General features: G+C 49.4%; 20 protein-coding genes. 13 read left to right on the forward strand and 7 right to left on the reverse strand.

All coding sequences use genetic code 11. From position 1 onward, the window contains the following. Nucleotides 1–27: 27 nt before the first annotated feature. From BFR57_RS06135 to BFR57_RS06150, 4 genes are read right to left on the reverse strand one after another with little or no spacing between them, the layout of a single operon-like run. Nucleotides 28–375 carry an Hpt domain-containing protein gene (locus BFR57_RS06135; protein ID WP_071463136.1) on the reverse strand — a complete coding sequence of 116 codons (348 nt, stop codon included), beginning with the start codon at nucleotides 373–375 and terminating at the stop codon, nucleotides 28–30. After that, complete coding sequence (locus BFR57_RS06140; protein ID WP_253183610.1) at nucleotides 368–1,393, reverse strand: succinylglutamate desuccinylase/aspartoacylase family protein; 1,026 nt, start codon at nucleotides 1,391–1,393, stop codon at nucleotides 368–370. Before BFR57_RS06140 ends, BFR57_RS06135 begins: the two co-directional genes overlap by 8 nt. Further along, nucleotides 1,393–2,298 (reverse strand): 30S ribosomal protein S6--L-glutamate ligase, encoded by a 906-nt coding sequence (gene rimK, locus BFR57_RS06145; protein WP_071463137.1) that lies wholly within the window; start codon nucleotides 2,296–2,298, stop codon nucleotides 1,393–1,395. Before rimK ends, BFR57_RS06140 begins: the two co-directional genes overlap by 1 nt. Further along, on the reverse strand, nucleotides 2,295–2,717 hold the full coding sequence (locus BFR57_RS06150; RefSeq protein ID WP_071463138.1) for a RimK/LysX family protein: 423 nt from the start codon (nucleotides 2,715–2,717) through the stop codon (nucleotides 2,295–2,297). Before BFR57_RS06150 ends, rimK begins: the two co-directional genes overlap by 4 nt. A gap of 159 nt (nucleotides 2,718–2,876) precedes the next feature. Here BFR57_RS06150 and BFR57_RS06155 point away from each other — a divergent pair, with 159 nt between their 5' ends. Continuing rightward, on the forward strand, nucleotides 2,877–3,623 hold the full coding sequence (locus BFR57_RS06155; RefSeq protein ID WP_071463139.1) for an EAL domain-containing protein: 747 nt from the start codon (nucleotides 2,877–2,879) through the stop codon (nucleotides 3,621–3,623). Here the strand turns inward: BFR57_RS06155 and BFR57_RS06160 are convergent. Beyond that, entirely contained in the window at nucleotides 3,620–4,306 is a 687-nt protein-coding gene (locus BFR57_RS06160) for a DUF2982 domain-containing protein (RefSeq protein ID WP_071463140.1), read from the reverse strand. The genes BFR57_RS06155 and BFR57_RS06160 overlap by 4 nt on opposite strands. Further along, entirely contained in the window at nucleotides 4,296–4,976 is a 681-nt protein-coding gene (mutH, locus tag BFR57_RS06165; protein WP_071463141.1) for a DNA mismatch repair endonuclease MutH, read from the reverse strand. The genes BFR57_RS06160 and mutH overlap by 11 nt, the downstream gene beginning before the upstream one ends. A gap of 66 nt (nucleotides 4,977–5,042) precedes the next feature. On the opposite strand from mutH, the gene rppH reads away from it, so the two are divergent. The 8 genes from rppH to tcdA are packed head-to-tail and all read left to right on the forward strand — an operon-like array spanning nucleotide 5,043 to nucleotide 12,548. After that, nucleotides 5,043–5,582: an RNA pyrophosphohydrolase gene (gene rppH, locus BFR57_RS06170; protein WP_071463859.1), complete on the forward strand. Its 540-nt coding sequence runs from the start codon at nucleotides 5,043–5,045 to the stop codon at nucleotides 5,580–5,582. A gap of 2 nt (nucleotides 5,583–5,584) precedes the next feature. Beyond that, the gene (gene ptsP, locus BFR57_RS06175) at nucleotides 5,585–7,855 is read left to right on the forward strand and encodes a phosphoenolpyruvate--protein phosphotransferase (RefSeq protein ID WP_071463860.1); all 2,271 of its coding nucleotides are present in this window, start codon (nucleotides 5,585–5,587) and stop codon (nucleotides 7,853–7,855) included. A 3-nt stretch (nucleotides 7,856–7,858) separates the two neighbouring features. After that, the gene (locus tag BFR57_RS06180) at nucleotides 7,859–8,653 is read left to right on the forward strand and encodes a sulfite exporter TauE/SafE family protein (protein ID WP_071463142.1); all 795 of its coding nucleotides are present in this window, start codon (nucleotides 7,859–7,861) and stop codon (nucleotides 8,651–8,653) included. Between the two features lie 10 nt (nucleotides 8,654–8,663). Further along, on the forward strand, nucleotides 8,664–9,461 hold the full coding sequence (gene lgt, locus BFR57_RS06185; RefSeq protein WP_083405056.1) for a prolipoprotein diacylglyceryl transferase: 798 nt from the start codon (nucleotides 8,664–8,666) through the stop codon (nucleotides 9,459–9,461). 7 nt (nucleotides 9,462–9,468) lie between these two features. Next, nucleotides 9,469–10,320, forward strand: coding sequence for a thymidylate synthase (locus BFR57_RS06190; protein WP_071463143.1), 852 nt, complete (start codon nucleotides 9,469–9,471; stop codon nucleotides 10,318–10,320). Between the two features lie 18 nt (nucleotides 10,321–10,338). Continuing rightward, entirely contained in the window at nucleotides 10,339–11,343 is a 1,005-nt protein-coding gene (locus tag BFR57_RS06195; RefSeq protein ID WP_071463144.1) for a response regulator, read from the forward strand. Between the two features lie 10 nt (nucleotides 11,344–11,353). Next, nucleotides 11,354–11,773 (forward strand): PAS domain-containing protein, encoded by a 420-nt coding sequence (locus tag BFR57_RS06200; protein WP_071463145.1) that lies wholly within the window; start codon nucleotides 11,354–11,356, stop codon nucleotides 11,771–11,773. After that, nucleotides 11,739–12,548 (forward strand): tRNA cyclic N6-threonylcarbamoyladenosine(37) synthase TcdA, encoded by an 810-nt coding sequence (gene tcdA / locus BFR57_RS06205; protein WP_071463146.1) that lies wholly within the window; start codon nucleotides 11,739–11,741, stop codon nucleotides 12,546–12,548. Before BFR57_RS06200 ends, tcdA begins: the two co-directional genes overlap by 35 nt. Here tcdA and BFR57_RS06210 read toward each other — a convergent pair. Next, complete coding sequence (locus tag BFR57_RS06210) at nucleotides 12,520–12,909, reverse strand: SufE family protein (RefSeq protein WP_083405057.1); 390 nt, start codon at nucleotides 12,907–12,909, stop codon at nucleotides 12,520–12,522. The genes tcdA and BFR57_RS06210 overlap by 29 nt on opposite strands. 137 nt (nucleotides 12,910–13,046) lie before the next feature. Between BFR57_RS06210 and BFR57_RS06215 the strand changes: the two genes are divergently transcribed. The 4 genes from BFR57_RS06215 (at nucleotide 13,047) to BFR57_RS06230 (ending at nucleotide 18,864) form a co-directional block, all read left to right on the forward strand. Continuing rightward, nucleotides 13,047–13,796: an electron transfer flavoprotein subunit beta/FixA family protein gene (locus tag BFR57_RS06215; RefSeq protein ID WP_071463147.1), complete on the forward strand. Its 750-nt coding sequence runs from the start codon at nucleotides 13,047–13,049 to the stop codon at nucleotides 13,794–13,796. After that, entirely contained in the window at nucleotides 13,793–14,722 is a 930-nt protein-coding gene (locus BFR57_RS06220) for an FAD-binding protein (protein WP_006957032.1), read from the forward strand. Before BFR57_RS06215 ends, BFR57_RS06220 begins: the two co-directional genes overlap by 4 nt. A gap of 176 nt (nucleotides 14,723–14,898) precedes the next feature. Next, the gene (locus tag BFR57_RS06225) at nucleotides 14,899–16,719 is read left to right on the forward strand and encodes a DUF1302 domain-containing protein (protein WP_071463148.1); all 1,821 of its coding nucleotides are present in this window, start codon (nucleotides 14,899–14,901) and stop codon (nucleotides 16,717–16,719) included. A 120-nt stretch (nucleotides 16,720–16,839) separates the two neighbouring features. Further along, on the forward strand, nucleotides 16,840–18,864 hold the full coding sequence (locus BFR57_RS06230; RefSeq protein WP_071463149.1) for a S9 family peptidase: 2,025 nt from the start codon (nucleotides 16,840–16,842) through the stop codon (nucleotides 18,862–18,864). Nucleotides 18,865–18,922 lie beyond the last annotated feature (58 nt).

Consider the following 18,922-nt stretch of genomic DNA (forward strand, 5'->3'; position numbering starts at 1 on the left):
AAATAAGAAAGATTGCCCGAAATTTGATCAGATATTTTGCTTTAAGTGTTGGTTAATGGCTACAAGCACTGCGTCCAACTGCACTTGTAAATCGGCTAATCCATTATTTTTTTTCGATTTTTCAATAGTTGTCCAGTTTTTAAATAGGTCGGCTGCAGAGTCGCTGAGGGGTTGAGCACCAATCGTGGCGCTCAACCCTTTTAATGAGTGTAGTTCGTGATATATCAACTCGTCAGAGGCCGTTGCATCAAACACTGCAGCCTGCGCGTATTGCTCACAGAACGCCTGTAAAACGGCGCGGTAGGTAGCCGTTTGCTGATCGCAGTGACGCAAACCCTGTGCAAAGTCGATTAAAGTCGTGTTGCTATTACTCATACGTTTCAGTGAACGAATCGATGATATCGGTCGCCTCTTCTAAACTATCTGACTCAAATTGTGCGATATTGAATAAAGCTTCCCCTTCATTTGCCACTGGGATGTTGGTACAGCCAATGATAATGCCCGGAACTGGTGAAGTGATCACGTCCACATCGTCACCATGAGGGCTGGCAATGTGCGCCAACACTTGGTCAGGTTGTACGGTTTGCCCCAGCTCAACTTTCCTAAGCACTAAACCATCTTTCTCGGCACGAACCCAAGTCGAGCGGCTCGAAATGACCGGCGATATACGGCGACCCTGGCGGCGTCCTCTAAGCATTTTGAGATGTTTAAGGACGTTAATCACGCCAACCACACCTGAATTAATTGAGGCATCATCAAACCGCAATGCCTCACCGGCTTCATATAAAATAAGCGGAATATCTAAACTATTTGCCAGCGCACGCAATGACCCATCGCGTTCTTTTGAGTTAAGAATTACCGGTGAGCCAAAGGCTTTTGCCATGGCGAGCGCTTGCGCGTTATCGATATCCACTCGAATTTGTGGCAAGTTGCTACGATGGATGGCACCGGTGTGCAGATCGACAATATGCGAGGCCTTCTGCACTAATTCTTCATTAAACAGGTGGGCAATACGCGAACCCAGAGCGCCTCGCTCGGAGCCCGGGAAGCAACGGTTTAAATCACGGCGGTCGGGCAGGTAGCGCGATTGCTGAATAAAGCCAAACAGGTTGACGATGGGCACGACGATCAGGGTGCCCGCAAGCTCGAGTGGATTTATACGTTGTATGATCTGTCGGCAAATTTCGATGCCATTAAGTTCATCACCGTGGATAGCAGCACTCAGTAATAGCACCGGACCCGGCTTTACGCCATGGAATACGTCGACTCGCAGGTCAAGAGGTGCGTCATTATATAGCCGTGCAGCGGGTAGCCGCACATGTTGGTGACTGCCTGGCTCAACGCGGCAACCTGCTAATTCAAATACCGCCATACGCGGCTTTCTTGCTGCCATTAGCCGCGACCCTTCGTGCGTGTTTTATGAGCTTTAGCATTCTTCTCCATAAAGGCAATGATCTGACTCGCAACATCCTTTTCGGTTGCTGCCTCAATACCTTCTAAACCGGGTGACGAGTTAACTTCCATCACCAAGGGCCCATGGTTCGAACGTAACAGGTCGACGCCCGCCACATTGAGCCCCATGGTCTTCGCTGCCTTTACAGCGGTAGCGCGTTCGGCCGGAGTGAGTTTAATCAGTGATGCGCTGCCACCACGGTGTAAGTTCGAACGAAATTCACCTTCCTTGGCTTGGCGCTTCATTGCCGCGATCACTTTATCGCCAATAACAAAGCAGCGAATATCCGCACCACCTGCTTCACGAATGTATTCCTGCACCATGATATTGGACTGCAAACCCATGAATGCTTCAATAACACTTTCAGCGGCTTGGCGGGTTTCTGCTAATACGACACCGATACCTTGCGTACCCTCGAGTAATTTGATCACCAAAGGTGCACCACCGACCATATCGATGAGATCTGGAATATCCTGCGGCTGACTTGCGAAACCGGTCGTGGGTAGACCGATCCCCTTGCGTGATAGCAATTGCAACGAACGCAGTTTGTCGCGACTACGAGAAATGGCAACAGACTCATTCAGAGGATAGGTGCCCATCATCTCAAACTGACGCAATACGGCGGTCCCATAAAAGGTAACAGAAGCACCGATTCGCGGAATCACACAATCGTAGTAGGGCAGCTCAACACCGTGTTTATGGATCGATGACTCACGCGCATTAATGTTCATGTAACAGCTCAATGGATTTAGCACATCGACCTCATGACCCCGTGCTTTTGCGGCTTCGACTAAACGGCGTGTAGAGTAGAGTTTTGAATTACGGGATAGAATGGCGATTCTCATGTGCGCTCTCCTAGTTGATGAGCTAGTTCAGGGTTTACCATAAAACGCTTACGCATGGCTTGTCGACCAAGTAACATACGAAACTTCATTGTGTCACGATTAGTCAGGGTCAGTTCAATCGGGCCCTCAAACTCGCCCAAACAGAGTCGAGTGCGAATAACATAACGCACCTCTGTGTGACCGCCAGAGTCAGTGACTTCGCGCTGGTCATGAATAGGGGCTTCAAAAATATGTTCTTCTAGACTGTCTTGATGGGGATGCACAAACACACGTAGCCATGGTTTACCATCCTTTTCAAACGGCTCTAATTTAAACGCATGTAGGCACGATGTTTTGGCACCTGTATCGACTTTCATATGAATCGCATCAATACCAATATCAGGTAACCGACCCCATTCCTTCCAACCTAAAATTTCCATTCATTTCTCCATTCGATATTCGCAGCGCTTAATTACACTAAATATAAATAAAGGCAAGAAAATTTTGTTTCTAAATCATCATTTACAAGTTGATCAAAATTAGCTTCATTTGCGTTACCTTAGATCACGCGACAAACAATTGATACGAGGAATATAATCATGGCGGCTTGCCCATCATGTGATTGTCAGTCTGAATTAGGCTTTGACATCAAAATGGCTTTTCAGCCAATCGTTAACGTGCATAACAGCGACGTCTTTGCTTTCGAAGCGCTGGTGCGCGGCGCGAACGGCGAAGGCGCGGGTGAAGTACTGTCGCGTGTGAACGATTCAAATAAATATACGTTTGATCAAACCTGCCGCATGACGGCAATCGAAACTGCAGCGCGTATACAACTGCCGTCAAAGGTCAGTATCAACTTCATGCCGAACGCCATTTACGAGCCAGAAACTTGCTTAGCACAAACGCTTAAAACAGCGCGAAAGACAGGCCTGCCACGCGAGAATATTATTTTCGAAGTGACTGAGCACGAGAAAGTCGAAAATCACAGTTTGTTGGTCGATGTATTTAAGACCTACCGCGAGCACGGCTTTTTAACCGCGATTGATGATTTTGGCGAAGGATATGCGGGACTCAACTTGTTGGCTGACTTTCAGCCGGATTTGTTGAAAATCGATATGAAGCTGATCCGCAATATCCACGAAGATCGAATTAAAAAAGCGTTATTCGCTGCCGTTCAGCGTGCCGCCGAAGAGCTCGGTATTACGCTAGTAGCAGAAGGTATTGAGACCATCGATGAATACTACTACCTGAAATACAACGGTGTTGAATTGATGCAAGGTTATTTGTTTCAAAAACCCGAAGTGGAAGCTTACACAATCCCCGATTTCGAACGTTTGAAGCGCTAACTATCATCACTTTGCTTGGCTTCTTGGCGCGACGCTTGTAGCCGCTGTAAATGGCCTTTGAATTCGTAGATGTCTCTATCGAGTGCGTTTGCGCTAACGTAGAGATCATAGCCAAGTAATTCGCGCATTTGCTCCATACGTCGGCCAAAAACAGCGATAAGACCTTTGTAAACCCGACCTTCCGAACTGACAAACCGTTCAGGGATATCAAAGTATTCACTGTAATCGGCTTGATCGGGCCGTTCATGGCGCAGCGCCATCGTCATTAATTGGCGCTGTTCGAATAAGATGGCAGAGGCCAAACGGGGTGAAATCGACTGTAATATGGCGTCATTGTTATATACCCGAAAGCCGAGGAAAGGCGCGTCCTCTAAGTCCATCAGTCGATGTACTCGCGGAATATCAAATCGTACCACGTTATCCCAGTCCAACTGCCATTCGCCCTTGCGATGAATGTAGCGAATCGTATCGGGCGTAATCACTAGTGAAACAGGGGGCTCAATGAGCTTCCCAATACCCAGCAACAACAGGATCCCCGCCGCGGCGCCGAGAACCACGGAAATACCAACAGGGATATCATCGCGAATTAGATGCATAAACACCAACAGTGCGATAAGACCAACGGCTATGGCACAAAAACTGATGGCATTTCGTTTTGCTTGTGGAGTGACATTAAACTGCATTAAACACCTGCTCTAGTATGGTTCGCGTGAATGTTTTCTTGAGATAAAAACCACGCGGACGCACTTGGATTATTTGTCCATCAGGGCCCACCGCGTCGGTTAGTGCGCGCCCATCCGCTGCTTTCGGTCGGATCTGTAAAAACTCGCCTTGGCGTGCGGTGATAGCTTCCACTTCGCCGAGTGCAATACGATCCATATGTTCTTCCCAGTCACGTTGTAAGGCAAGCTCCTGTTCTGCGGTGGGGCGCCACAAGAACGGCTGGCCGACCACACGCTGAGCGAGCGGTACCGCGCGACGCCCATCTATGGGTAACCACAACACACAGCTTAACTTATTACGTACATTGCTATTCAACCAGTTCAACCCAGAGGTATTAACCAACGGGGCGACACAGACAAAGGTAGTTTCTAACGGCTGACCGTACGCGTCCACGGGCAGTGTTTTGAGTTCTACGCCAAGCTCTGGAAAGTCTTGTAAAGGTTTCGAACCGGCACTTGCTCCTAAATGTTGCTCCAACATCATGCCGACCCAACCCTTGTCTCGTTTGAGGTCATTCGGCATCGCTAAACCCGCATCATCCGCTAATTGAGCGAATGATTGCCCGGTAAGCTGATGTGCGCGCTGTAATAGCTCTTCAATCGACTGCGGTGCCGATACAGGGAAACGCATTTGATTTGCTCCAAGTCGCCCTTTATGGAAGAATCACTTTATCAAAGAATAATTGAGGATGCTCGCGTGATAGATGCTGAAGGATTCCGGGCAAACGTAGGAATCGTCATCTGTAACGGGCATGGGCAGGTATTTTGGGCTCGCCGCATTAATCAGCATAGCTGGCAATTTCCGCAGGGCGGTATTGATGATGGTGAGACCCCTGAACAGGCAATGTACCGAGAACTTTGGGAAGAAGTCGGTCTTAAGCCAGAGCAGGTAGAAATTCTGTACACCAGCCGTCACTGGTTCCGCTACCGTTTACCCAAACGGTTGATTAGGCGGGAACAACGGCCCATGTGTGTTGGACAGAAACAAAAGTGGTTTCTGTTGAAGCTTAAGTGTCGCGAAGAAGATGTCGACGTTCTACAGTCCGGACACCCGGAATTTGATGGTTGGCGATGGGTCAGTTTTTGGTATCCCGTGCGTCAGGTCGTATCGTTTAAGCGTGACGTTTACCGTCGCGTAATGAGAGAGTTCGCTGCGTATGCTATGCCCAGCTTGAACAACACCAAGACCTCGAGCCGCCATGGTCGCCATGGCCGTTCTAATAGACGGAAGCGTTAATGATGCTGGTCACTCTGCAGCGAATCGTCGAAAGTGTGAATAAAGCGGCTGATTTTCAGCTAGCGCTTCGCACCATGGTGTCTCAAGTGCGTGCCGCACTCGGGACCGATAGTTGCAGTGTGTTTTTAGCGGATGCGCAGGCTCATCAGTATGTGATGGCAGCCAGTGATGGTCTTGCTGATGCCTCAGGCGATCCGATTCGGGTTGATTTTGGTGATGGTATTATCTCGCTCGCCGCGCAGCGTGAAGAGCCACTGAATATTGCTGATATCAGAAACCACCCAGCTAACAAAGAACTGTTAGACAGCAACGAATCTCAGTACCGCGCACTGTTAGCTGCGCCGATCATTCATCGCCGTAAGGTGTTAGGTATTATTGTCGTGCACCAAAGCCAAGCACGGCACTTTACGCGTGAGGAAGAAGCATTTGTTGTCACACTGGCTGCGCAGTTGTCGGTGGTCATTGCGCACGCGAATACCAAGGGGTTATTGACCCACGATCACTCGCCTTGGGTGCATAGTATTCAAGCATTGCCCGGCTCACCCGGTGTGGCGATCGGTGATGCGTTTGTCGCGCGCCCAGAGGTCAGCCTAAAAGAAGTATCCCCGCAGAAAACCGATCGTCCGCGACATGAAGTGCGTAAGTTCCGACAAGCGGTGGCGCGCACGCGCGCAGAACTAAAGCAGCTGGCTGAGCGCATGTATGGTCAAGTGCCGGACGATACTTTGGCAATATTCGATGTGTACCAAGGTATGCTCGACGCAGCGAGTTTGGGTAGCGCGGTGGAGGAGATGATTGGTCAAGGCTGGCGCGCACAAACAGCTTTAAAACACGTGGTCGAAGAGTTCGTTGATCAGTTCGAAGCGCTGGAGGACTCGTATCTGCGCGAACGAGCGACAGACGTTCGCGATATCGGTCAACGCGTTTTGATGCATCTGCAGCAGCGTCAACGTAAGCGGCGTGAATTTCCCGAGCAAGGCATACTGGTTGCCGATGAGGTGACGGCCTCGATGTTGGCGGAACTTCCCCGAGCTAAGATTGCAGGCATCATTTCGTTACGTGGCTCAAGTAACTCGCATGCCGCCATTATGGCGCGCAGTATGGGTATTCCCGCTGTCTTAGGCGTCGATGATATTGAGCTGCATTATTTTTCTGAGAAAGTACTCATCGTGGATGGGTACACGGGTGAAGTGTATATCAACCCGCCTCCACAAGTACGCGAGCAATATCAACATCTCGCTGATGAGGAAGAAGAACTCAAGTCGATTGTTGCCGAACACGCCCATCTGCCAGCACAGACCCAAGATGGGCAGCGGGTGAGTCTGCATCTCAATTTAGGACTCGATATCCACCAGGAGTACCTGCGTCACTTGAATATTGATGGGGTGGGTTTATACCGTTCTGAAATCCCCTTCATGATGCGCGACCAGTTGCCGACGGAAGATGAACAAGTCGAGATGTACAAGGAGGTATTAGATTACTTCCCCGATCAGCCGGTGATCATGCGCACCTTAGATGTAGGTGGCGATAAGCCTTTACCCTACTTGCAGTTACAAGAGGATAACCCGTTTCTCGGCTGGCGCGGTATTCGGCTCACATTAGACCATCCTGAGATATTTCTCGTGCAAGTGCGCGCTATGCTGCGCGCCAGTATTGGACGCAGTAACTTACGTATTTTGCTACCAATGATAACGAGTGTGAGTGAGGTTGAAGAGGCGTCGCGTCTCCTCAAGCAGGCCTATTTTGAGGTGGCCGAAGAGCAAGGCTGCGCAGTGGGAGTCAATCTATTTCAGCCACAATTGGGCGTCATGATTGAAGTGCCCGCTGCGATCTATCAACTCCCAATGCTGGCCAGTAAAGTGGACTTCTTTTCGGTGGGTAGTAACGATTTAACGCAATATTTATTGGCTGTCGACCGTAATAATCGTCGTGTGGCTAGCCTCTATGATGCCTACCACCCAGCGGTGCTTGCTAGCTTGGATGAAATTGCAAGACGTTGTGAAGAGCTTGGTAAACCAGTCAGTGTTTGCGGCGAGCTTGCCGGCGATCCCGGGGGGGCGTTGCTGCTCGTTGCGATGGGCTATCGCCAATTGAGTATGAACAGCTACAACATTGATCGCGTACGCTGGATTTTACGCAATGTGCGTTCGAGCACATTACAGGTCATGCTGGCTAAAGCGCTCCAAGCGCGCCGGCCCGAACAAGTAAGAAGCATGATCTCCGAGAAAATGGAAAGCATGGGCCTAGGTGGCTTCGTGCGTGCAGGGAAGTAGTCGATGGATCTAACAGTCATTTTATGGTGTTTAGTCGGCGGTGTGTTCGCAGGAACACTCGCGGGTTTACTCGGTATCGGTGGCGGTTTGGTGATTGTTCCGCTGATCGTTTACTTAGCACCTAAACTGGGAATCGATCCCGCGTTAGTGATGCCAACGGCGATTGCGACAAGTCTGGCGACTATTTGTATGACCACTGCTAGCGCCGCGTACAGTCATTATCGCTCAGGATTACAAGAGCGCTTCTGGGTTGTCAGAGTATTGCCCGGGCTGTCGATTGGCGCCATGGTCGGCGCGTTCTTAGTCACAGCTATCGATCCTCATTGGTTAAAAGTATTCTTTTCGACGGTACTGGTCGTACTGGCTATCCGAATGGCAATGCCGCCCGCCGCTCAAAAAGCACAGGTCGGGCGAATCAAGCAGCGCTGGCTTAGCTTAGGCTCAACGATCATTGGCGTTATTTCAGGCTTAGTGGGGATTGGCGGCGGCGCGCTGACAGTACCTTTTTTACAGCGTTGCGGGCTTTCGGTTCGGCAAGCTATCGCCATATCATCGCTAGGAAGCTTTATTATCGGCTGTAGCGCCGTGTTTATCTTTGTTATCAAAGGCTATATTTCCGGCGTGGCGCACGGCGCTTTAGGTATTATTCATGTACCCGCTTGGCTCACAATTTCTATTGCGTCGGTACTCTGTGCACCGGTAGGCGCCAAGTTAGCACACAGTCTGCCAGTTAAATTATTACGCCGTATATTTGCAATCTTCTTGATTGTGGTGGCTATAAAACTGATATTTTTCTAAGGAGTTGGCAGTGCCACTGAACGAATACATGCAGTTTCCCAATATCGATCCTGTGTTATTTAGTATTGGTCCACTAGCTATACATTGGTATGGCGTAATGTACCTTCTCGGCTTTGTTTTTGCGTTATGGTGGGGCGGTCGGCAAGCAGAACGTTCACCTGACTGGACCCGCGATAAGTTTTCTGACCTTATCTTTTGGTGTTTTCTAGGCGTATTGATAGGCGGTCGTATTGGTTATGTGATCTTCTATCACTTCGATCTGTTTGTCGCGGATCCATTGTATTTATTCCGAGTTTGGGAAGGCGGTATGTCGTTCCATGGCGGATTGCTCGGGGTGATTGCGGCGATGTACTTGTACGCCCGTATTACGCATCGTCAGTTTTTAGCGGTGGGCGATATGATTGCGCCGCTCGTACCCATGGGCTTGTTTTTCGGGCGTATGGGTAACTTTATTAATGGCGAGTTGTGGGGGCGTGCGACTGACGTACCCTGGGCAATGATTTTTCCATCGGGTGGGCCCGTGCCGCGGCATCCATCACAGCTTTACGAAGCGGTTTTAGAAGGATTATTATTGTTCGCATTATTGTGGTGGTTTCAGCGCAAGCCGCGTGGAACCGGCGCTGTCAGTGGCTTATTCTTACTAGGGTATGGCGTGGCGCGCTTCACCGTTGAGTTTTTCCGCGAACCCGATGCGCACCTAGGCTTGCTCTCGCTCGGTATGTCCATGGGACAATGGCTTACGATTCCGATGATCGTCTTGGGTGTGGGGTTACTTATTTACGCGCACAAAAATAGCAGCAAAACATAGGCCGATAATGAAACAATATCTTCAACTGTGCCAACGCATCATCGATGAGGGTGAGTGGGTTCATAATGAGCGCACAGGTATCAACTGTTTGACCGTCATTAATGCTGATCTAGAGTACGATGTTGAACATAATCAATTCCCCATTATCACAACACGTAAAAGCTACTATAAAGCGGCTATCGCTGAGCTATTAGGGTATTTGCGCGGCTATGACAGCGCCGCACAATTTCGTGATATCGGCTGTAATACATGGAATGCTAACGCCAATGAAAACCCGAGCTGGCTTGCTAACCCGCATCGCCAAGGCACAGACCATATGGGACGAGTCTATGGTGTGCAAGGACGCGCTTGGCAGCGTCCCGACGGTAGCCAGTTTGACCAATTGCAAAAGGTAGTCGATGATTTAACACAAGGCGTTGATGATAGGGGTGAGATTGTCACTTTCTATAACCCTGGTGAATTGGAGATGGGTTGCTTGCGACCGTGCATGCATACGCATACCTTTTCGCTGCTCGGGGGTAAGCTTTACTTAACCTCTTATCAACGCAGTTGCGACGTTCCTTTGGGACTTAATTTTAATCAGATTCAATGCTTTGTTTTGCTGGCGCTGATGGCGCGCATTACGGGGCATAAACCCGGTAAAGTGTTTCACAAAATCGTCAACGCGCACATTTATGAAAATCAACTTGAGCTGATGCGCGATGTGCAACTAAAGCGGGAACCGTATCCATCGCCACAATTGCACATAAACCCCGATATTAAAACGCTGCAGGATGTTGAAACTTGGGTGACCAAAGATGACTTCTCGATTGAGGGGTATCAGCATCACCCGCCGATAAAATATCCATTTGCAGTCTAATAACCAAAGGCTAAACAAATGACGTTGAAGGTGACTCTGTGTGATGACTCACGGATGGCGCGCAAACAGCTGATAAAAAGTTTGCCCAAGGATTGGGATGCAACGGTATATCAAGCAGAACATGGCGAACAAGCACTGCAGCGGATCGAGAATGGTGAAGCGCAATTGCTACTGCTCGATCTTAATATGCCGGTGATGGACGGCTATGAGGTGCTCGAGCATCTAGCCCAACATGAACGCGACTGCGTTGTCATCGTGATTTCAGGCGATATTCAACCCGAAGCCTATCAACGCGTGATAAAACTCGGCGCACTCGCGTTCGTAAAAAAGCCATTCAAACAGGCTGAGATAGCTCAGCATCTTCAGCAGTTTGGACTTTATCAGCCCGGCAGCGGCCACTTACAAGAGGCCAGCGAAGTCGAAGTGGCAGCCAGCGCACTGGACGTATATCGCGAAGTAGCGAATGTCGCCATGGGTCAGGCAGGTGACCATATTGCTCGCGTATTAAATCAATTTATTGAACTGCCGGTGCCCAATGTTAATTGGATAGCGCCATCTGAATTGCATATGGCGTTGCAATCCATAGACCAAGCGGAACGTGTATCCGCGGTCAGCCAAGGATTTGCCGGCTCGGGTATTCTAGGTGAGGCGCTCACGCTACTAACCGACACCTCAGTTGAGGACGTGCGCCAGTTACTGGGCGAACAGCTTTCGGGTACTGAACAGCAGCAACGCATTGAAGCACTGATGGATATTGCGTCGATTATTACCTCTGCGTGTCTCAACGGCTTAGGTCATCAGCTGCATGTCGAATTTACCGCGTCGCAACCGGTGTTGCTAGGACAGCATAAATCCCTAGCGGATTTGCTGAGTCAGCCACAACAGCGTTGGCAAAAGGTGTTGGCGATAGAAATTGGTTATCAGCTCCCCAAACATCGCATTGGTTTCGATTTACTTATTTTGCTACCGGAAGATGCGGTGCAACGTTTAGACCAACAGGTCGCCCACTGGTACGCGGAATAAGGAGGCAGCCATGAGTGAAATGGATGAGTTACACGCTAAACTAAGCCTGCTAGGTGCTATTGATATCGGTATCGTAGTGCTTGATCGTGATTATCGCGTACAAATGTGGAATGAGTTTATGACCAACCACAGCGGTCTGCGCCCCAGTCAAGTTCGTGATAAAATCCTATTTGAATGTTGCCCTGAGATCGATGAGCATTGGTTTCGCCAGAAAGTAGAGCGCGTTTGGAACCTCGATGCCCGGGTGTTCATTACTTGGGAACAGCGTCCCTATGTGTTTCGGTTCCGACACAGTCGCCCGCTGAGCGGTCAGCAGCAGTGGATGCAACAGAATATTACCCTTATGCCACTGCATGATACGCGTGGCGAGATATTTCAGGTAGGACTGATACTTTATGACGTCAGCGAGCAAGCAACCCGCACCGAATGACCAAGCCCAAGGTGGCGTTGAACGCGTCTACGGACGCAAAGCACTGAAGACATTTCGTAACCAACACATTGCTATTGCCGGACTCGGTGGCGTCGGCTCGTGGGCTGTTGAAGCGCTCGCACGCAGCGGTATCGGTGAGCTGACATTGATCGATCTTGATGATGTTTGTGTGACCAATATTAACCGTCAACTTCCCGCCGATTTCAACACGATAGGACAACTTAAGACCGAAGTATTGGCCGCACGGATACGCGCGATAAACCCTGCATGCAAGGTCAATATTGTTGACGATTTTTTATTAGAAGAAAATTTTGCGACTCACTTAAGCGGCGTCACCGCGGTATTGGATGCTATTGATAGCGTTAACACCAAGGCGGCGTTAGTGGCGCACTGCAAGCGTAATAAATTGCCATTGGTGGTCTGTGGCGGTGCGGGAGGACAAATAGATCCAACCCAAATTCGGGTGGCGGATCTGGCAAAAGCAAAACAAGACCCTCTATTGGCTAAAGTACGATCGAAATTGCGCCGTGACTATAACTTCTCTAAAAACCCCAAGCGCAAATGGGGCGTCGACTGCATTTATTCCGAGGAACAGCTGCGTTATCCGTGGGTCGCGGGCGAGCATGAGGGTGAAGTGACGTTACAGAAGCCCGGCAGTGGCACTATGCAAATGAACTGCAGTTCTGGCTTTGGCGCAGCCATGGTAGTGACCTGCAGCTTCGCAATGTTTGCTGTATCGACCTTGCTCAAGCGCATTGAGCGACGCGCTGTTTAAGTACTTTACTCACGTTGTATAAACCATTGGTCCGAGACGGCGTCAGTTGTTGCGTAAGGCCGTAGCTGGCGAATAATTCATCAATATCGAATTGTGCAATATCCGCTGCGCTACGGCCGTCGAGCTCCGCTTGAATCAATGCTAATAACCCCTTAACAATGCGTGAGACACTATCAAAGCGCACGGTAATACGCTGCTTGTCTTGGCAATCCAAATAGAGCCAGACTGTTGCTTCACAGCCCGCAACTTCATGGGCTTTGTCCCGATAGTGTTCAGGTAAGGCTGGCATCGTTTTGGCAAGTTCGATAAGCTCACGATAGCGTCTTTCCCAACCTACAGGTTTGCGTGAAGGCTGTATCACTGTGTAAACTCCTGATTACAACAAATTTCTGTTATTGTCTCATAACTTGTGAGATAGCCTCCAGTCTAGGATAATAGCGAAGTTAACAAATTTTAAATCCAGGTAACTTAGATCAGTTCCAACAAAAGGAAAGTGACATGAAAATACTTGTCGCGGTGAAGCGCGTCATTGACTACAACGTCAAAGTACGCGTGAAGCCAGATCAGTCAGACGTCGATTTGGCTAACGTCAAAATGGCGCTTAACCCGTTCTGTGAGATCGCAGTCGAAGAAGCTGTTCGCTTAAAAGAAGCAGGCACGGCGGATGAGGTTGTGGTGGTATCTATTGGGCCTAAAGCAGTGCAAGAGCAATTGCGTACCGCGCTGGCGTTAGGTGCTGACCGCGCTATTCAAGTTGAAACCGACGATATGCCGGATTCGCTTTCAGCCGCTAAAATCCTCAAAGGTGTTGTTGAGCGTGAAGAGCCGGACATGGTTATTTTAGGTAAGCAGTCGATTGACTCAGACAATAACCAAACCGGACAAATGTTAGCGGCACTAACCGATATGCCTCAAGGGACCTTCGCATCGAAAGTAGAAGTGGCCGACGGTCATGTCTCAGTAACGCGTGAAGTGGATGGCGGTTTGCAAACCGTAAAACTCGCGTTGCCTGCGGTCGTAACGACGGACTTACGCTTGAACGAACCGCGCTACGCCTCGTTACCTAACATCATGAAGGCAAAGCGTAAGCCGCTTGAAACTGTTTCAACCGACGACTTGGGCGTTTCGGTGAAACGTACTGTGAAGCTACTCAAGGTTGAATCGCCAGCAGAACGCAGTGCGGGCGTTAAAGTGGCAGACGTAGATGAGCTTGTCGATAAACTGAAGAATGAGGCCAAAGTCCTATGAGCATTTTAGTGGTTGCAGAACACGACAATAACGCCGTAAATCCTGCCACGCTGAAAACCTTGGCGGCGGCGAAAGCCATTGGCGGTGATATTGATGTATTAGTCGCAGGTAAAGACTGCGCAACGGTCGCTGATGAGCTCGCAAAAGCTGAAGGCGTCAACAAAGTAGTGTTGGCCGACAATGCCGTGTATGAACATCAGCTCGCAGAAAATGTAAGCAAGTTAGTCGCCGATTTGGGTAAAGACTACAGTCACGTGCTTGCACCGGCAACGACAACGGGCAAGAACTTTATGCCGCGTGTTGCCGCATTACTCGACGTCGCACAAATCTCTGACATTATTGCGGTTGAGTCAGCCGACACCTTTAAGCGTCCGATCTATGCAGGTAACGCGATTGCGACCGTGCAAGCCGAAGATGCCATTAAGGTCATCACTGTGCGTGCGACTGCGTTTGATGCGGTGGCAAGTGAGGGCGGTTCTGGTTCAGTTGAAGCGATTGATGCGGTATTTGATAATGACAAGTCTGAATTTGTCGGCGAACAGTTAGCCGAATCAGAGCGCCCCGAGTTAACCGCTGCCGAAATCGTTATTTCGGGTGGTCGTGGTATGCAAAATGGCGAAAACTTTAAGTTAATCGAAGATATCGCTGACAAACTAGGTGCAGCTGTCGGTGCATCGCGCGCCGCTGTAGACGCTGGCTTCGTCCCGAACGATATGCAGGTGGGTCAGACCGGTAAAATCGTCGCGCCACAATTGTATATCGCTGTCGGTATTAGTGGTGCAATCCAGCACTTAGCAGGTATGAAAGACTCAAAAGTGATTGTAGCTATCAACAAAGATGAAGAAGCGCCTATCTTCCAAGTGGCAGATTACGGTTTGGTCGCTGATTTATTTGAAGTCTTACCTGAGTTAAACGAAAAACTGTAGCTATTCTCGCCTCTAATGACACGGTCGATTACCGCTTTTTAACAATCGACCGTGTCAATTTCGATACTTTTCGACCTGATGTACTTGCATATTTTTAACTCATCGGACATGATTCAATCATCACCGCCGTAAAAGTCAAAAACATTAGGTGGATCACAATGAAAAGAAGAACAACTATGTTAAAAAAATTACCTCTCGCGTCAGCCATCGCGCTGGCATTTGCTTTGCCTGCGCAAGCCGCGGACTTTGAAGTTGGCGATTTCGACGTTAGCTTTACCTCGATTCTTTCTTACGGTGCTGCATGGCGCATGGAAGATCCATCGCTGCGTTTGATCCACCCAGGTAACCGCGAAGGCGGCATGGCCGGGTCAAGTGTAGGCGATGACGGTAACCTTAACTTCGATAAAGGTGACTTGGTTAGTTCTGTATTCAAAGGCGTACACGATTTAAGTATCGACGGCGGCGACTACGGTGCGTTTATTCGTTTTAACTATTGGTATGATTTCGTGATTTCTGACGAAAACATGCCGCATGGTCACCCAGGCAATAATTACTATCCCAACACCAAACTGAACGATGATGTGTTTGATGACTACTCGCAAGGGAGTGGTATTGAGTTACTCGATGCGTTCGTTTTCGCAAACTTTGATATTGGCGATATGCCAACCAGTTTACGCGTGGGTCGCCAAGTATTGAGCTGGGGTGAAAGTACTTTTGTCTTTAACGGTATCAACGATATCAACCCGCTTGACGTTAACGCAGCACGCCGTCCGGGTGCCGAAATTAAAGAAGCGCTATTACCTGTGGGTATGGTCAGTCTTAACGTAGGCCTCACCGACAGTTTGAGTCTCGCAGCGTTCTATCAATACGAGTGGGACAACACCAAACTTGATGGTTGTGGCACATTCTTCTCAAGCGTAGATATTATCGGCGGCCCAGGCTGCGGTAAGGTGACGCTTAACCCACAATTAGTCCCGGGTGACCCAGACAGTTACTTAAGTGACCGCGAATCGGTAGAAGCGGGTGCGTACATTGGTAGCAATCCGCGTCTTGAAGCGTCTGACAGTGGTCAGTGGGGTATGAACCTGCGTTACTACTCAATCGACCTCGATACCGAGTTCGGTTTGTATTTCATGAACTTGCATAATAATACGCCAATTATTTCAGCGTATAACTGGACTGTTGATCCTGAGCAATTTATGGATGCCGCGGATCGCCAGAATCCGAACTACACCTATGCAACACCGAACGGTTATCCTATCGACGGTCCTCGTTTAGTTATCGAATATCCTGAAGACACAGAATTGTATGGCGCAAGCTTCAGCACCAACCTCGGTCTTTGGTCAATCGGTGGTGAGTATAGCTATCGTAAAGACATGCCTGTACAAATTAACACCACAGAAATCTTAACGGCAGGATTGCGTCCTAATGTACCGAGCACCTTCGGTGACCGTGTACAAAGCACCGAGCTGGGTGGTTTAGCTCACGGTTATGACCGTTTAGACGTGAGTCAGGCGCAAGCGAGTTTCGTTCGTTTCTTCGACCGCTTCATGGGCGCTGACCGTATGACCTTCGTGGGCGAAGTGGCGATGAACAAAGTACACGATTTGCCTGGCCTAGAAGAGCAACGCTACGGTCGTTTACCGCTGTTCGGGAAGTGTTTATTACCGAGCGAAGTAGGTCCAGCGGCTGCAGGTAACTGTGAAGGTTTCGTCACTGAGAACTCTTGGGGTTACCGGACGCGTCTACAATGGGAATACCTCAGCGTTTGGAATGGCTGGAGCTTAACACCGGTGTTGCAGTTTAACCACGACGTCGATGGCTACTCACCTAACAGCAACTTTATCGAAGACCGTAAATCAGTGGGCGTTAACTTAACGGCTGATTACCTGTCTACCTACAAAGTGACGTTAGGCTATACCCAATACTCAGGCGGTGACTTTGATGCAACGACTGACCGCGATTATGCGTCAGTAAGTTTCTCATACGCATTCTAATGACTGCGACAGACCGTACAATAAACATGCTTATTTAGCTTGCATGTTTGAGTCGCTAACGATAAAACCGTCTCTTATGAGGCGGTTTTTTTATTTGCAGGCAACACGGAGAGAACGAGAATGAAAAAGTGGCTAATGGGTGCGATAGCGGTGACGTTATCGACCAGTGCCGTCGCTCAGACGGACCGCACGTTGCAGTTAGAGAATGTATTTGACCTAGAATATGCCGCGTCACCTACCTTGCATCCAAGCGGTGATTACGGCGTATTTGTACGTCAATCGATGGACATTAAACACGACCAAAAGACAGGGCGTTTATGGACGGTCAAACCGAACGGTGATATTCGACCGCTTACCGGTGATTCGGCTCATGAGTGGAGTCCTGTCTGGTCACCCGACGGTAAACGGCTCGCTTTTATCTCGGATGCTTCGGGTAGCCCACAAATTGCAGTTTATTGGACCGATACCGGCAAGCATGCGGTTATTAGTGAATTGACCCAAACACCGAGCTCGTTGAGTTGGTCGCCCAACGGTGAATATATTGCGTTTAGCCAGTTTACGCCGGTTAAATCGGCAGCCCCTGTGTCGTTGCCAGGTAAGCCGGAAGGCGCTGACTGGACTGCGCCACCTCAGTTCGTTGACAAAGACAACTACCGCTATGATGGCGGCGGTTACGTTAGCGATGGTTATCAACAAATTTACGTACTCAGTGCCGAAGGTGGCACAGCGCGTCAAATCACCGACGACGAATACAATAACGGTGGTGCGCTTGAGTGGTCTGCGGACGGAAAACAAATTTACTTCTCGGCAAACCGTCGTAGTGATGCGTTCCGCCAACCGATGAACAGTGAAATTTATGCGGTTCAAGTCGACACGGGCGAAGTGCGTACTTTGACTGACCGCAACGGCCCTGACGGTGCGCCTAAACGCTCGCCTAACGGCGACTGGCTCGCGTTTACCGGGAATGACGACAACGGTATGAGCTCACAGATCTCACGCCTTTACGTGATGTCCGTGGACGGTACCCAATCACGTGTATTGACCTCGAACTTAGATCGCAGTGTGAAAGGCTTTGCATGGGATACCGACGGCGAGGGTATCTACTTTACATACGATGATAAGGGCGTTGGCCAATTAGCTCGTACCGATCTTGACGGTGATTACGAGCAGTTAACCGATCGCGTCGGCGGTTTATCCTATGGTCGTCCATACGGTGGCGGTGACTTTTCAGTGGCCGGCGATGATCAAGTGCTATATACCTTATCAAACCCACTGCGCCCTGCTGATCTAGCATGGTGGGATGACGGCGATAGCCAACAGGTCACGCAACTTAACGAAGATGCGCTCGGTCATAAGCAGCTCGCTCAGGTTGAGGAGATCACTTATAAGTCGTCAGTGGATGACCGAGATTTGCAAGGCTGGATCGCCTACCCACCCAACTTTGATAAAGATAAAGACTATCCGTTAATTCTAGAAATACATGGCGGCCCTCACACTAACTACGGTCCACGCTTTTCGGCTGAAGTACAGCTGTACGCAGCGGCAGGCTATGTGGTGCTCTACACCAACCCTCGGGGTTCAACGAGTTACGGTGATGATTTTGCCAATGAAATTCACCAGAATTATCCAAGCCATGACTATGATGACTTGATGGATGGTGTGGATGCCGTTATCGATAAAGGCTTTATCGATGAAGACCAGTTGTATGTCACCGGCGGCAGTGGCGGCGGCGTATTGACCGCTTGGATTGTTGGTCATACCGATCGCTTCCGTGCGGCAGTAGTCGCGAAGCCGGTTATTAACTGGTACAGCTTCGTATTAACGGCCGACATGTATAATTACTTCTATCAGTATTGGTTCCCAGGTTTACCGTGGGAAAACCTCGAACATTATATGAAACATTCGCCTATCAGCTACGTCGGTAACGTCACAACGCCCACTATGTTATTGACCGGTGAGCAAGACTATCGCACACCGATGTCTGAAACAGAGCAGTACTATCAAGCGTTGAAATTAGCGGGTGTAGAAACAGCGATGGTGCGGATTCAAAACTCGGGTCACAGCATTTATGCACGCCCCAGTAACTTGATGAGCAAAGTTGCTTATATCTTATATTGGTTTGAAAAACACAAGTCAGCCGATTAAAGCTATCTGATCACATCGGAGCCGGCCTCAGCGCCGGCTTTTTCATACTTCAACGTGC

Origin of the sequence: Idiomarina sp. MD25a (genome assembly GCF_001870515.1) — a bacterium.
Classification (GTDB): domain Bacteria; phylum Pseudomonadota; class Gammaproteobacteria; order Enterobacterales; family Alteromonadaceae; genus Idiomarina.

Coding starts and splice junctions, on each gene's coding strand:
- ptsP (WP_071463860.1), top strand. CDS start 5,585: ATGCTGGTCACTCTGCAGCGAATCGTCGAAAGTGTGAATAAAGCGGCT.
- BFR57_RS06215 (WP_071463147.1), top strand. CDS start 13,047: ATGAAAATACTTGTCGCGGTGAAGCGCGTCATTGACTACAACGTCAAA.
- tcdA (WP_071463146.1), top strand. CDS start 11,739: ATGACGTCAGCGAGCAAGCAACCCGCACCGAATGACCAAGCCCAAGGT.
- BFR57_RS06155 (WP_071463139.1), top strand. CDS start 2,877: ATGGCGGCTTGCCCATCATGTGATTGTCAGTCTGAATTAGGCTTTGAC.
- BFR57_RS06135 (WP_071463136.1), bottom strand. CDS start 375: ATGAGTAATAGCAACACGACTTTAATCGACTTTGCACAGGGTTTGCGT.
- BFR57_RS06200 (WP_071463145.1), top strand. CDS start 11,354: ATGAGTGAAATGGATGAGTTACACGCTAAACTAAGCCTGCTAGGTGCT.
- rimK (WP_071463137.1), bottom strand. CDS start 2,298: ATGAGAATCGCCATTCTATCCCGTAATTCAAAACTCTACTCTACACGC.
- BFR57_RS06195 (WP_071463144.1), top strand. CDS start 10,339: ATGACGTTGAAGGTGACTCTGTGTGATGACTCACGGATGGCGCGCAAA.
- BFR57_RS06140 (WP_253183610.1), bottom strand. CDS start 1,393: ATGGCAGCAAGAAAGCCGCGTATGGCGGTATTTGAATTAGCAGGTTGC.
- BFR57_RS06230 (WP_071463149.1), top strand. CDS start 16,840: ATGAAAAAGTGGCTAATGGGTGCGATAGCGGTGACGTTATCGACCAGT.
- mutH (WP_071463141.1), bottom strand. CDS start 4,976: ATGCGTTTCCCTGTATCGGCACCGCAGTCGATTGAAGAGCTATTACAG.
- BFR57_RS06220 (WP_006957032.1), top strand. CDS start 13,793: ATGAGCATTTTAGTGGTTGCAGAACACGACAATAACGCCGTAAATCCT.
- BFR57_RS06225 (WP_071463148.1), top strand. CDS start 14,899: ATGTTAAAAAAATTACCTCTCGCGTCAGCCATCGCGCTGGCATTTGCT.
- BFR57_RS06190 (WP_071463143.1), top strand. CDS start 9,469: ATGAAACAATATCTTCAACTGTGCCAACGCATCATCGATGAGGGTGAG.
- BFR57_RS06160 (WP_071463140.1), bottom strand. CDS start 4,306: ATGCAGTTTAATGTCACTCCACAAGCAAAACGAAATGCCATCAGTTTT.
- BFR57_RS06180 (WP_071463142.1), top strand. CDS start 7,859: ATGGATCTAACAGTCATTTTATGGTGTTTAGTCGGCGGTGTGTTCGCA.
- BFR57_RS06150 (WP_071463138.1), bottom strand. CDS start 2,717: ATGGAAATTTTAGGTTGGAAGGAATGGGGTCGGTTACCTGATATTGGT.